Here is a 13808-nt window from a genome sequence, read left to right on the forward strand (position 1 = left end):
CGCACACATGAAAATCACTCGCACTATTTCGACAGTCGAGGTCCATACCGGCGGCGAAGCGTTCCGTATCGTGACGAGCGGGCTTCCTCGTCTTCCCGGCGACACCATCGTCAAGCGTCGAGCGTGGCTGAAGGAGAACGCCGACGAAATTCGTACCGCGCTAATGTTCGAACCACGCGGTCATGCTGACATGTACGGCGGATACCTGACCCAACCCGTTAGTCCCACGGCAGACTTCGGAATCATCTTCGTCCACAACGAGGGTTATAGCGACCACTGCGGACACGGCGTTATCGCGCTGTCTACCGCGGCGGTCGAGTTGGGCTGGGTTCAGCGCCAGATTCCCGAGACGCGAATCGGCATCGACGCTCCATGTGGCTTCATCGAGGCGTTCGTGCAATGGGATGGTGAACACGCCGGCAACGTACGCTTCGTCAACGTTCCGTCGTTCATCTGGAAACGGGATGTCGCGGTCGAGACGCCGTCGTTTGGCACGGTAAAGGGTGACATCGCCTTCGGCGGTGCCTTCTACTTCTATACGGACGGTGCGCCGCACGGTCTCGCAGTCCGGGAGTCTTCGGTCGAGGAACTGATCAAGTTTGGCGCCGAGGTCAAAAAAGCTGCAAACGACGCCTACCCGGTTGAGCATCCCGATATCCCGGAAATCAACCACATCTACGGGACCATCATTGCCAACGCACCACGGCACGAAGGCTCGACGCAAGCCAACTGTTGCGTGTTCGCCGACCGTGAAGTGGACCGTTCGCCCACCGGCTCAGGGACGGGCGGACGCGTCGCGCAACTCTATCTGCGCGGCGAACTGGCGAGCAACGAGACGCTCGTCAATGAGTCCATCATCGGCACGGTCTTCAAGGGGCGTGTACTCAGTGAGACGACCGTCGGCGACTTCAAGGCCGTCGTCCCCGAGGTCCAGGGCAACGCATACGTTTGCGGTTTCGCAACCTGGATCGTGGACGAGCGTGACCCGCTGACTTACGGTTTCCTCGTCCGATAATCGGTTCCTTGCAGTCGCTTTTAGCGCGGAACGCTGTGACAGGCATTCCGCGTTGTTTGATTGGCGAATCGCGCGGCCCGACCAGTAGGTCAAAGCGCGGTTTCGTGCGCGAGGCCAGCGCGTTGGCATCACCTCATCGCCCGTTCTTACCTTGCGTCTTCTTTGCGGTCGCTCTGCTTCGGTTCCGAAGCGCGAAGAACACACCGGCTCCGAGCGCGACGAGCAGAACCACGATCAGGCCGCCACTGATGTCGCTCATGCCGGTCATGCCACGAGATTCGCTCTGGCTGGGCGCCGCCGAGGCAGCCACGGGCGCGGAAGCCTCCGCCGCGACGGGCTGCGGAAGCGCCACACCGGCGGCACTCCCTTGACGCACCAGAGAAGCCTCCGATGTCGGCGAGGCCTGGGACACCTGAGATGCATCAGACGCGGATACGGCTGAAGGCGCTTCGGGATTGGGACCGACAGGTGCCATCGCCGTTTCCGAGGCCGTCACGACAGGCGCGGCCGGCTGAGGCGCGGCCGCCTGAGCGACGTCGACGGACCGGGCCATCGCCTTCCACTGCGCGAACACCCCATCCACGCAGTGCACATCGATACAGGCGTTGCGCGCCTGCCGCCACTTCGCCAGTTGCGCGGACGAGAGTTTCCCGCTGCTCAGAAGAGCCTGTTGCTGCGCGAAGATGTCGTCGTACTCGTTGTTCAGGATCGCGTGATCGCAAATGACGCGCTCGGCGGGTTGCTGCGAGGTTGCACACTGAATGTCGTTCGCCGATGCCGCGGTCGAACCCAACGCCGCCATGGAAAGCAGCAATACTCCGAATCGTCGTGCCAGGTGCACCCGTCCTCCCAGAATGTGAGTGTCAAAGTCCAGGCACCACGATGAATCCGCCTGGCTCGTCACCGTATGTATCGACTCTGCCTTCCAGCAGATAACGTGCCGCCAACGCGCATAGCGCCGCGTCGACGTCGTCGATCGAAGTCAGCGACGCTGTTGCGATACCTTCCCGTTCGAGGATTGCCCGGCGCTGCGGACCCTTTTGCTTCGCGGATGCGACGTCCGTCCCGAGGAAAGCGCACGTGATCGCGTGGGGGAATGTCTCGAAGCACACGCGGCCATTGATTTTTTCGCCGCCGCTGAAAAGCGGAAAGTGCGCGACGAATGCGTCGTAGACGCGCTCGCCGTTGAACATCCATCCGTAGAAGCCGCTCTTGCTGGCGATCGCCGTTTCGCGAGCCGGTGTCGCAAACGAAAAAATTCGCTGCCGCGCGAGCGCCTTCTCGGCTAGTCGTCCCGCGGCGCCTGTTCGCCAACGACACGGCGCATCGATGCCGACCGCCGCCACCCCGAATGCGCGACACCGTTCCAGCATCTGTTCGGGGGTCGCGTTGCCGAGATGGCTCACGATCTCGGTGCCGCGCAGGACGACCAGATGGTTTCCCTTCCGGTCGCCGCCAACATCGATGCCCGCTACCGTGGTCGGCGTCAAAGCAGCGCCACCACCCTCACATCGCCCTGCTCCGCCGACGCCACCACCTTCTCGCCGATCCGGCGGAACGTGATCGACACCGACGCATCCCCGACCCGCAGATCGCTGACCTCGAGCCAGTCGATACCTTCGGGCAGCATCGGCTGTTCGATCAGCACTTCGCGGCGCTCGGCGTCGATCGTGATGCCCAGACACGCCTCGAGCATCATGAACGGCGAGCCCGCCGCCCATGCCTGCGGCAAACACGCGACCGGATAGGCCGTGGGCGGCTCGCCGCGGCGTCGCGGGAAGCCGCAAAACAGCTCGGGCAAGCGCATGTCGAAATTGACCGCGGCCTGGAACAGCGCCTGCAGCAGCTTCACGGCCGACGCCTTGCCGCCATAGCGTGACAGCCCGCGCGCGCACAGCGCGTTGTCGTGCGGCCAGACCGAGCCGTTGTGATATGCCATCGGATTGAAGCGCGCCTGGCTCGCGGCCAGCGTGCGCACGCCCCAGCCGGTGTGGAACAGCGTCGAGTCGAGCGCCCGCACCACCGCCTCGCCGCGCTCGCGCGTGGGCAGGCCGAACGCCAGCAGATGCCCCGCGTTCGATGCCATCACGCGACACAACTCGCCATGACCGTCGAGCGCGATGCCGTAAAAGCCGACCTCGTCCATCCAGTACTTTTCTTCGACGCAGCGGCGGATCTTCTTCGCGCGCTCCGCGTATTGCACGGCCGCGTCGCGCAGGCCGCGCAGCTTCGCGTAGTGAGCCATCGTGTCGAACGCGGCGCTCGCGTAGGCCTGCACTTCGACGAGCGCGATCGGGCCGTCAGGGAAACGCCCGTCCGCATGGAACACCGAATCGTGACTGTCTTTCCAGCCCTGGTTCGCGAGGCCGCCATCCGATTCGCGCTGGTAATCGAGCAGCCCGTGCCGGTTTTTGTCGCACACGCCCGCGACCCACTGCGCTGCGCGTTCGAGCGCCGGCCATAGTTCGTCGATCAAGCCGACGTCGCCGGTGCGGGCCGCGTAGGCGCCGGCCAGCACGATGAACAGCGGCGTGGTGTCGACACCGCCGTAGTACAGCGCGAACGGGACTTCGCCGGCCGCGGCCATTTCGCCCTTGCGCATCTCGTGCATGATCTTGCCCGGCGCGGCGTCGCGAAACGGCGAGTTCTCGCGCGCCTGATGCTCGGCGAGAAAGCGCAGCACGCCGGCTGCGAGATGCGGTTGCAGCCACAGCGTCTGCAGCGACGTGATCACCGCGTCGCGGCCGAACGGGGTCGAAAACCATGGGATGCCCGCGTACGGGTACGGGCCGGTCGCGAGATCCGTCGTCAGCAGGCCGAGGTCGGCGAACGAGCGGTCGATCCACGCGTTGAACAGCGGATTGCTCGAACGCACGCGCGCGCTCGCGTTGCGTCGCTCGCGCATCACCAGGTGCGCATCCACCATTGCCGCGCGTACCGCCGTGCGGCCGACGCGCGGGCGCTCCGCATCGATCTGCGAGAGATGCGCTTCGCTCAACGCATGCATCGGCTGCGACACGTCGGCGCCGGGCTTGCCGGTCATCGGCACGACATGCACCGCTATCGACAGATAGATCGACACGCATGCCTGCGCGGGCAGCTTGACGGTGTAGTCGGCGCGGTCGGCGAACAGCTTGTCCGGCTGCGGCGAGAACGCGATCCGCACGTTGCGCGCCACGTCGTCGAGACCGATGTAGCCGAGCAGCACCTCCTGATTCTCGATGCGCGCGGGCTGCACGCGACCCTGTTTGTCGCGCTTCAGGCCGCGCACTTCGAACATATCGCGGAAATCGCTGGAAAACGAAATCGACAGCGGCACGGTCGCATCGTGCGTGCCGTAGTTCGTGAGCTCGATCGCCTCGTTGAGCACGGTGCCCGACAGCACACGCACACGCTCGACGTGGATCACGCCTTCGGGTGTGCTGTCGCCGCCGAGCGGCGGCAGCGGGCGGTTGGTCAGATGCGCGGTGAAACTGGTGTTGTCGCTGCTGACGCTGCCCGACAGCAGCGACGGCGCGCGGCCGCCGAAGGTCAAGCGCAGTTGCGACATCACGCGCGTATCGTTGACGAACAGGCCATCGTCGTGGCCGGTGATATCGCCGAGCGGATCGTTGACGATGAAGGTGTCGCCCGACTTGAGCACGTGCTGCGTAGCGCTCGCGACGTTAAGGTTTTCCGTCGGGATGAAAACGCCGTCCTGCTCGGGCTCGCGATGATCGACGCCGCCCGAGTGGGTCAGCCCGCCGAGGGCTTCTGGCTGCTGTATCAAGGTCGCTCCTATGGATTCGCTGCTGCGTTTGGTTGCACTTCGGGTCTCGCCTCGGATCGGCCGCCGGATTGCCCGGTTGCCCCGTCACCCGGGCCCCGGTTGGCCGGCCCCCGGTTGGCCGGCCCATCCGATTGTAGAGGCTCTTTCCGCGTGAGACGAGCTTATCGCCTCGGAGTTTCGGCTTTTTGGGCCGTTTTTTGACGGCGTTTTCGGTGGCACGGGATGTGCAGGCGGCAGGATGCACGGAACGTAAAAAAACCCACGGCCTCGTGAGCCGTGGGTTGGCGACCGTCGTTGAACGCGTTGTCGGGCGTCTATCCGGCCTGTTACCGCTTCGCGACCGGCTTCGCTTCACGCAGCGTCTCGCCGATGAACAGCTGACGCGGACGGCCGATCTTCTGCTCGGGATCGGCGATCATTTCGTTCCACTGCGCGATCCAGCCGACCGTGCGTGCCATCGCGAAGATGCAGGTGAACATCGACGTCGGAATGCCCAGCGCGCGCTGCACGATGCCCGAGTAGAAGTCGACGTTCGGGTACAGCTTGCGCGACACGAAATATTCGTCTTCGAGCGCGATCTTTTCCAGCGCCATCGCGAGCTTGAACAGCGGGTCGTCGTGCAGGCCCAGCTCTTCGAGCACTTCGTGGCAGGTTTCGCGCATCAGCTTCGCGCGCGGATCGTAGTTCTTGTACACGCGGTGGCCGAAGCCCATCAGCTTCACGCCCGAATTCTTGTCCTTCACCTTCGCGATGAAGTCGGGAATGTTGTCGACCGAGCCAATCTCTTCCAGCATGTTCAGCGCGGCTTCGTTCGCGCCGCCGTGCGCCGGGCCCCACAGACACGCGATACCCGCCGCGATACACGCGAACGGATTCGCGCCCGACGAACCGGCGAGACGCACGGTCGACGTCGACGCGTTCTGCTCGTGGTCCGCGTGCAGGATCAGAATGCGGTCGAGCGCGCGCACCAGCACGTCGTTGACCTCGTACTCCTCGGCCGGATTCGAGAACATCATGCGCATGAAGTTCGCGCTGTACGACAGGTCGTTCTTCGGATACACGAACGGTTGACCGACGCTGTACTTGTACGCCATCGCGACCAGCGTGGGCAGCTTCGCGATCATGCGGATCGCCGATACGTCGCGATGCTGCTGGTTCGTGATGTCGAGCGAGTCGTGATAGAACGCCGACAGCGCGCCGACCGCCGCAACCAGAATCGCCATCGGGTGCGCGTCGCGACGGAAGCCGCGGAAAAAGAAGTGCATCTGCTCGTGCACCATCGTGTGCTGCGTGACGGTGTTCTCGAACCCGGCTTTCTGCTGGGCGTTCGGCAGTTCGCCCTTCAGCAGCAGGTAGCAGGTTTCGAGGAAGTCGGCGTTCTGCGCGAGGTTGTCGATCGGGTAGCCGCGGTAGAGCAATTCGCCCTTGTCGCCGTCGATATATGTGATCTCGGAGTTGCATGCCGCCGTCGACATGAAGCCAGGATCGTAGGTGAATTTGCCGGTCTGGCCGTACAGCTTGCGGATGTCGATGACGTCGGGGCCCAGCGAGCCCTGATAGATCGGCAGATCGATGGTCTGGTCGCTGTCGGAAAAGCTCAGCGTTGCGTGTGACTTCGAGTTCATGTACGTCTTCCTTTTGCTTGATACCGCACTCGCGCCGGCATGCATCGCAGTCGTACGGCGAGGCGCGACATCGGCGCTCCCGAAGAAGTACGGGCATGCTCAGGCTCCGCTGCGCATTCTACGGGTCGGCGTGTGGTTGATTGCGTCGATTGATCGCAACAGTCCATCTCCTTGGGCGCAACATTCGTTGTCGGCACGCGGCGGGTGCATCGCGATGCCGATGAAAGTTGCACGAAAGTCGGAACACCAGCCGCAACAATGTTTTGCTGCCAGCACACTGCGTCGGCGTGGATCCATCTGCGATACTCAATCCGTGCATTGATGCTTGCGGCCCGTGATTCGAAGCGGGTTTTTTGATCACACAGAAAAGCAGGACGAATACAAATGAATGTCTCTCTCGAAACGCTGTTTCCGGATCATGTCCATACCGAAGACCACACGGTCACCGCGCTGAATCATCAGGATATCGTCGTCGCGTTGTCGGCGGCGCTGAAGACGCAGGACGTCGCGGTGCTGCACATGCTCTATCCGCGCACCGACGCGCGCACGCATCGCAGTCTCGACACGCTCGTCGACGTGCTGCATGGACACGGCCTGCATGAAGTCGCGGATCTGATCGCGCAGGAAGCGCACTATCTGTTGTTCAAGGACCCGGTGAAGGCGTGGAAGGTGTTCCACGAAATCCGCAACGACTCGCTCGCGATCGGCGTACATCTGTACTATCACGGGCTCGTCGGCGAGGCGGCCGAACGCGCGCTCGACAAGGACGCGCATCGCAAGGCCTGATGCAGTAACGGGCGATCGGCGGCGCGCGCCGGCCGATCGCCCTTGATCTTCGCTTCACTTGCTCAGCGCGCGCTCATCGCCTGAATGAAATCATCCACGTAACGATTGAACGCGGACGGATGCGCGAGGTTCATGCCATGCGACGCACCGCGTACCGTTTCGCGGCGCGCATCGGGCAACCATCCCTGCAACGCCGTCACCGTGCGGTGGAACATGTCGGGACTCTTCTCGCCGTCGATCAGCAGGACCGGGCAGCGCAGATCGGCCGCGTCCTCGGGCATGTAGGCGGGCAGCGGATCGCGGAATTGCCGCGCGAGCGTGTGCGCGTTGTCCGTCGCCATGCGGCGAAAACCCGGGGTGCTCATCGCCCAGAAGCCGGGGCGGCTCACCGAATCGACGAACAGTTGCAAGCCCGCTTCGACCTCGCCGCTTTCGATCAACCGAGCCGCTTTCGCACGCAATGCGTTGACCGTCTCCGGCACGCTCGCGGGTGGACGTCCGGCGATCTGCAGCGGGCCGCCCGGATCGGCGAGCGTCAGCGTGCGCACGTGTTCGGGATGGCGTCGCGCGAAATGATAGGCGACGCAGCCGCCGCGCGAATGCCCGACCACATGCGCGGGCCCCGCGCCGAAACGCGCGATGAACTCCGCCACTTCATCGGCGTGGCTGCTCCAGCTGAACGGCAGGTCCGCCGCGCTATCGGTCACTGGCCAGTAATGCGTGAGACTGACCGCGACGCAGCGATAGCGCTTCGACAGGCCGGCCAGTTGCGGCTGCCAGTAGCGGTAGTCGCACAACGAACCGTGCACGAACAGCAGCAAGTCGCCGTCGCCGGCCTCGACGTAAGGCACGCGCAAGCCGCTGCGTAGTCCGATGAAGGATGGCGATGACGACAGCGACGAAGCGGAAACGGATTGATTCACGGGTGAGCTACGGACAGCGGCATCGGCGCGGGAATGCGGGCGGAGCCGGCTACAGGCATTGGGAAATGAGCGTACCGGTGTCCCTGAAAATGGGACGCGATGCGTATTGTCACATAAGCGTCAGCGACGCGTTGGGCAGGCGTCTTCATCAAACCACTGACGGGTGGCGACAAGGATATTACTCGCCTGGAGAGTACTTCATCAGTCGGGCCGTTTCCTAAAGATCAACATAACCGGTGCGCCCCATAAAGCACCGTATATTGGGTTTCCCGATATTTTTTAGATGTTCGACGACCTCTTTAAACAGAGGCTCATGTTTGTCTGGCTCCATCATTATTCGCCAATCCTGGTCGCCGTCACCTTTCATCTTTAAGAAGTGTGCGTCGCCTGGTTCGTCCATATAGGCCCTGACTATATAACTGACATTTCCCTCGACAAATTCATAGATATCGTACTCGTAATAATATTCATACATTCCATTTTCATCGCGGTCACTGCAGTCGATATGGTGGCTCACAATTACTTTCATTAACTTCTCCTGCCGGTCAAAAATTTTGGCATCAAAGCTCAACATACGCTGTGAGAATGTAGTACGGCATGCCATTGTGGGGTTCGCGCTTTATAAACATTTTAACCTTGCTCAACGGCACGAGTTTCCCTGTTGATCGAGTCATTCCATACCCTGCAGGGGACCCTACGTCATGAATCAGACATAGACGTATGTCATTTGTCGCCGCCCATGCCTTCACCCTCGCAGAGTTGAATTGCATAACCTTTGAAACTGCACTTTCAGCGGCGCGCAAATTCGTAAATGAGGATGCGATGTCAATGCGACTTTCAGCAGCCAGCCTGGCGCGCAATTGCGCCTCGGTTCGTCCCACATGCTTTGCGATTGTATGCCCACCAATCCGGCTGCCAGCTTGCGCCTCATGCTCAATCAGATTGATCCGGCCCATCGTAACGCTGGCGGCGCGTACCGCCCTGATCGAACCGGCAAAGCCGAACGGCACGACCATATCAACTGACAGGCCGATGTTGTTCGCCAAGTCAGGACCGGCCTTCATCGCCTCGGCCAGTTTCGTCGTACCTTGCTGTATCAGCGTGGCCGTATCCCGGCCTGTCCAGATTTGGCGTAGACCGGCCGACGCCGTATCTGAGCCATGCACGCCGAACACGACACACGCGGCCTTGCTGGCCATCGTCGGTTCCGGCAGCACACACAGAGCCGCCGCCCCGACCATTTCCAGCACCCCGCCGACCACCTGCAAACCGCCCCATAGCCGGTTGGAAAGCATCTCCGTGGGGCTGATCGACTGGCGGGAGAGCACTGCCGCCAGTTGCGGCGCACTGAGCACCACCCGCACGCCGTCCGAATCCTGTTGATACGACATTCCGGTGTCCTCTGTAGTTGTTGGGGCTGCTACGCTAGCAGGCATCCACAGGGGTACGGAATGGGCGATGGATGATTTTTGGATTCCGCTTCGGTCAACGAAATGTCAATATTTTTCCGCGTCGGAGGGTCTCAGTTCACTGGGAAGCGCGTGCGCGGCATTCTGAAACGGGAGCGCTGCGGCGGCAACGCTGGCCGCTTCCTGTTCGCGGTCGCATTCGTTAATTGAGTGTTTGCCAGCGTCGATCGAACGGCCCATCGCAAGCGCCTTCACATGCGTCCGCAATAGAGACCTCGGGAGACACGCCGGGCCCGCATCGCGTCGCTTGCCCGTCACAGGGCCGGTAACGCGCAGCGTCCATTTGCAGCCCGCCTTGCCAAGGGTGAGCAGCAACCCGGTTACCTTGCCACCGAATGCCGGGTTTTTGCCGAGCTGTAGTGAAGCCCTTATCCACCGCTCACGCGTCCCCGGCTTCGTCCACCCACCCCGCCGCGGCCGCCGCGCCCGCGCCACGCACCGCGCAGGTCAGCGGTTCGTCGGCGACGTGCACGTCGAGGCCGATTTCCCGGCTCAAACGCCGCCCCAGATTGCGCAACAGCGCGCCGCCACCGGTCAGCACGATGCCCTTGTGCGCGATGTCCGTCACGAGTTCGGCGGGAGCCAATTCGAGCCCACGCTTCACCGCGCCGATCACCTGGCTCAGCGACCCTTCGATCGCCTCCGAAATATCGCGGTTGCTCAACTGCACCGTGCGCGGTAGCCCATCGTCGACGCTGCGGCCGGTTGCGTTCATCTGCTCGAGCGGCACGTCGTGCACGGCCGAGCCGATGGCTCTCTTGACGTGCTCGGCGGTCTGCTCGCCGAGCAGCACGCCATACAGATTGCGCACGTAGCTGATGATCGCCGCGTCGAAATTGTCGCCGCCGACGCGCACCGAGCCGCTATACGCGGTGCCGCCCAGCGCGATCACGCCCACCTCGGTGGTGCCGCCGCCGATGTCGACCACCATCGAGCCGGTCGGGTCGCCCACCGGCAGGCCCGCGCCGAGCGCCGACGCGAGCGATTCGCCGATCAGGCTGACCTTCCACGCGCCAGCCGCCTCGGCCGCTTCGCGGATCGCGCGACGCTCGACGTGGGTCGCGGAGGCCGGCACGCACAGCGTGAATGCCGCGCGTCGGCTGAAGAGCGAGCGCGGCCGCGCCATGTCGACGAATTGCTTGATCATGTGTTCGGCCGCGGAGAAATTGGCGATGACGCCGTGGCGCATCGGCCGCACCGCTTCGAGGTTGCGCGGCACGCGGCCGAGCAGCTGGCGCGCCTCGGCGCCGATCGCGGCGATCCGCTTCGACCCGCTCGCGGGCTGCGTCTCGAAGCACACGACGGACGGCTGGTTCAGCACGATGCCGCCGTCGTCGGTATAGATAAGGGTGTTGGCCGTGCCGAGATCCACCGCCACGGCGTGGCGGAACAGTCGCTCAAAGAGCGGGTAATGCGGCGTCGGTCTGGCCATATGCAGGCTCTGATGTGTCGTTATGCGCCGTCCAAGGCGGTCTGGAAATGCGCCCCCGGTGCCCCGAAGCCGCGCGACACGCCCCGCTGGGCGTTGCGCTTCCCGCACGGCGGGGGTGATTTTCAAGCTATTGCCCGTATGACGGCAAGCCCATCAGAATCTTTAGGGCCACTTTCTAGTGGGTTTGTGTCAATCGCGCGACAGCTCGCCCAGCGCGCGTTCCAGCGCATCACGGCCGAGCGCGACGCCGTCGGCGGTGATCGTGTGGCCGACGCCGGGCAGCACGTAGGCGTCGACCGCATAGCCGGCGGAGTTGAAAGCGTCGGCCGCGGATTCGAGTTCGCGCACCGGGATCACCTCGTCGTTCTCGCCGTGGACGAGCGTGAGCGGCGTCGCGCGGTTCGACGACACGATCGGCGAGGCGAGCCGCCCCGAATACGCGACGACGCCGGCCGCGCCCTCAACGCTCGACGCGACGTGATGCAGCGCCATGATCGAACCTTGCGAGAAGCCAACCAGCGCAAGCCGATCGAAAGACAGCTGCCAATGCGCGAGCTCGGCGTCGAGCACGCGGCGCAGCGCCGGATAGGCGGCGACGACGCGCGCCTCGCGGTTCGCCGCGCCGACGTCGCGCAGGCTGAACCACTGGCGACCGCCGAAGCCGCCATCGAACGGATCGGTGCCGTCGAGCGACACGAACGCCGTGCCGGGCAGGTCCTCGCTCCAGATGTCGGCGAGCGGGATCAGATCGCGCGCGTTGCTGCCGACGCCGTGCATCAGCACGACGAGGCTCGTCGCGGGCGTGTTTTGCGGCGAGCGCCGCCAGCCGTGTTCGAATTGTTGCCAGCTCATGGTGGGGTCCTTTTTTCCGTGGGATTGGGTGTACGTTTCGGCCTTTGCTGACGCAGCCTCAGCCGCGAGCATACGCCGCGTGCCGCGTTCGCGCCGTCGGGCGCCGCATCGGCTGCTGCCGTGGCCGACGCCGGCCGGCGATTGCGGGTATGCTTTTGCGCATCGACGGACCCGCCGCCGCGGTGCACGGTCCACGGCATCCTGCGCCGAGCATGCATTGCGAGTCGCGCGCCCTCGCCGTCCGTCCTCACGCCGTTCGCGCCGTCCGCCGCAAAACCTCCGGAGAACGCCTTTTGAGCCAGCCCAACGCCGCGCCTGATTCCGCGTCGTCGCCGCCTCAGCCACCCGCGCCACCGTCGCCGCCCGCGCCTCTCGAAGGCGGCCGGCTGGTTCTCGCGACGATCGCCGTCGCGCTCGCCACGTTCATGAACGTGCTCGACACGTCGATCGCGAACGTCGCGATTCCGACCATTTCCGGCAACCTCGGCGTCTCGGTCGACGAAGGCACGTGGGTGATCACCGTGTTCGCGGCCTCCAACGCGGTGGCGATTCCGCTGACCGGCTGGCTCACGCAGCGCATCGGCCAGGTGAAGCTGTTCGTCGGCGCGATCCTGTCCTTCACGCTCGCGTCATGGCTGTGCGGCATCGCGCCGACGCTGCCGATCCTGCTGCTGGCGCGGGTATTCCAGGGCGCGGTGGCCGGGCCGCTGATTCCGTTATCGCAGGCGATCCTGCTCGGCTCGTATCCGAAGGAGAAGTCGTCGACCGCGCTCGCGCTGTGGGCGATGACCGCCACCGTCGGCCCGATCGCGGGCCCGGCGCTAGGCGGCTGGATCACCGACAGTTACAGCTGGTCATGGATCTTCTACATCAACATCCCCGTCGGCCTGTTCGCGGCCGGCGTCACGTGGATGATCTACCGCACCCGCGAATCGCCGACGCGCAAGCCGCCGATCGACGTGGTCGGCCTCGGCCTGCTGATCACGTGGGTCGCGTCGCTGCAGATCATGCTCGACAAGGGCAAGGATCTCGACTGGTTCTCGTCGCCGGTGATCACGATTCTCGGCCTCGTCGCGCTGATCAGCTTTGCGTTTTTCCTCGTATGGGAGCTGACCGAGGAGCACCCGATCGTCGATCTACGGCTCTTTCAGCAGCGCAATTTTCTCGGCGGCACGATCGCGATTTCGATCGCCTACGGGGTATTTTTCGGCAATCTCGTGCTGCTGCCGCAATGGATGCAGGAGTACCTGAACTACCGTTCGATCGACGCCGGCCTCGTCACCGCCCCGCTCGGCATCTTCGCGGTCATTCTTGCGCCGATACTCGGCCGCGTGCTGCCGCACTCGGACGCGCGCGTGATCTCGACGGTCGCGTTCGTCGGCTTCGCGATCGTGTTCTACATGCGCTCGAAGTACGTGATCGAGATCGACACGTGGCACCTCGTGCTGCCGACGCTGCTGCAAGGCATTCCGATGGCGCTGTTCTTCGTGCCGCTGACGGCGATCATCCTGTCCGGCCAGCCGCAGAGCCGGATTCCGGCGGCGGCGGGGCTGTCGAATTTCGTGCGGGTGTTCTGCGGCGCGGTGGGCACGTCGATCGCGGGTACCGCGTGGAACAACCGCACGATACTGCATCATGTGCGGCTCACCGAGCAGGCGTCGGTCGACAACCCGTTGTTCGTGCAGCAGATCGACAACACGCAGTCGGTGCTGCATCTGAATCCACAATCGGCGAATGCGCTGTTCGATTTCACCGTGAACACGCAGGCCGCGATGATGGGCCTGAACGACGTCTTCTTTGTGTCGGCGATCATCTTCCTGCTGATCATTCCGCTGATCTGGATCACGCGGCCGGCCAAGGGCGGAGGTGGACCGGATGCGGCCGGCGCCCATTGAGGCAGATTCGTTTTCGCGCGACGGCGACGCTCGCGCGGTGGC

The 13808-nt window shown here is 63.9% G+C and carries 13 protein-coding genes; 3 read left to right on the forward strand and 10 right to left on the reverse strand.

What is annotated here, in order from left to right; genetic code table 11:
* Positions 1-7 precede the first annotated feature (7 nt).
* A complete protein-coding gene (gene lhpH, locus HDG32_RS00940; RefSeq protein ID WP_184062510.1) occupies positions 8-1015 on the forward strand; it encodes a trans-3-hydroxy-L-proline dehydratase in 1008 nt (335 codons plus the stop codon).
* A gap of 133 nt (positions 1016-1148) precedes the next feature.
* On the opposite strand, the gene HDG32_RS00945 is transcribed toward lhpH, so the two are convergent.
* The 4 genes from HDG32_RS00945 to gltA all read right to left on the reverse strand — a co-directional run bounded on the left by HDG32_RS00945 (position 1149) and on the right by gltA (position 6409).
* Positions 1149-1817 (reverse strand): hypothetical protein, encoded by a 669-nt coding sequence (locus tag HDG32_RS00945; protein WP_184063342.1) that lies wholly within the window; start codon positions 1815-1817, stop codon positions 1149-1151.
* Between the two features lie 61 nt (positions 1818-1878).
* Positions 1879-2505 (reverse strand): DUF429 domain-containing protein, encoded by a 627-nt coding sequence (locus HDG32_RS00950; RefSeq protein ID WP_184062512.1) that lies wholly within the window; start codon positions 2503-2505, stop codon positions 1879-1881.
* On the reverse strand, positions 2502-4781 hold the full coding sequence (locus tag HDG32_RS00955) for an amylo-alpha-1,6-glucosidase (protein WP_184063344.1): 2280 nt from the start codon (positions 4779-4781) through the stop codon (positions 2502-2504). The genes HDG32_RS00950 and HDG32_RS00955 overlap by 4 nt, the downstream gene beginning before the upstream one ends.
* A gap of 329 nt (positions 4782-5110) precedes the next feature.
* On the reverse strand, positions 5111-6409 hold the full coding sequence (gene gltA, locus HDG32_RS00960; protein ID WP_184062514.1) for a citrate synthase: 1299 nt from the start codon (positions 6407-6409) through the stop codon (positions 5111-5113).
* A gap of 384 nt (positions 6410-6793) precedes the next feature.
* Between gltA and HDG32_RS00965 the strand changes: the two genes are divergently transcribed.
* Positions 6794-7195 carry a hypothetical protein gene (locus HDG32_RS00965; protein WP_184031255.1) on the forward strand — a complete coding sequence of 134 codons (402 nt, stop codon included), beginning with the start codon at positions 6794-6796 and terminating at the stop codon, positions 7193-7195.
* Between the two features lie 62 nt (positions 7196-7257).
* Here HDG32_RS00965 and HDG32_RS00970 read toward each other — a convergent pair whose 3' ends face one another.
* From HDG32_RS00970 to HDG32_RS00995, 6 genes are all read right to left on the reverse strand, one after another.
* Positions 7258-8118, reverse strand: a complete 861-nt coding sequence (locus HDG32_RS00970) for an alpha/beta fold hydrolase (RefSeq protein ID WP_409339994.1) — start codon at positions 8116-8118, stop codon at positions 7258-7260.
* A gap of 217 nt (positions 8119-8335) precedes the next feature.
* Entirely contained in the window at positions 8336-8647 is a 312-nt protein-coding gene (locus tag HDG32_RS00975) for a hypothetical protein (protein WP_184062515.1), read from the reverse strand.
* A 31-nt stretch (positions 8648-8678) separates the two neighbouring features.
* Positions 8679-9509, reverse strand: a complete 831-nt coding sequence (locus tag HDG32_RS00980; RefSeq protein WP_184062517.1) for an RNase A-like domain-containing protein — start codon at positions 9507-9509, stop codon at positions 8679-8681.
* 105 nt (positions 9510-9614) lie between these two features.
* Positions 9615-9902 carry a hypothetical protein gene (locus HDG32_RS00985; protein ID WP_184062519.1) on the reverse strand — a complete coding sequence of 96 codons (288 nt, stop codon included), beginning with the start codon at positions 9900-9902 and terminating at the stop codon, positions 9615-9617.
* 64 nt (positions 9903-9966) lie between these two features.
* Complete coding sequence (locus HDG32_RS00990; protein ID WP_184062521.1) at positions 9967-11019, reverse strand: rod shape-determining protein; 1053 nt, start codon at positions 11017-11019, stop codon at positions 9967-9969.
* A gap of 189 nt (positions 11020-11208) precedes the next feature.
* Positions 11209-11871, reverse strand: a complete 663-nt coding sequence (locus tag HDG32_RS00995; RefSeq protein WP_184062523.1) for an alpha/beta hydrolase — start codon at positions 11869-11871, stop codon at positions 11209-11211.
* Positions 11872-12164: 293 nt separating this feature from the next.
* On the opposite strand from HDG32_RS00995, the gene HDG32_RS01000 reads away from it, so the two are divergent.
* The gene (locus tag HDG32_RS01000; protein ID WP_184062525.1) at positions 12165-13766 is read left to right on the forward strand and encodes a DHA2 family efflux MFS transporter permease subunit; all 1602 of its coding nucleotides are present in this window, start codon (positions 12165-12167) and stop codon (positions 13764-13766) included.
* Positions 13767-13808 lie beyond the last annotated feature (42 nt).

This window comes from Paraburkholderia sp. CI2, assembly GCF_014201055.1.
In the GTDB taxonomy this organism is placed as follows: Bacteria; Pseudomonadota; Gammaproteobacteria; order Burkholderiales; family Burkholderiaceae; genus Paraburkholderia; species Paraburkholderia tuberum.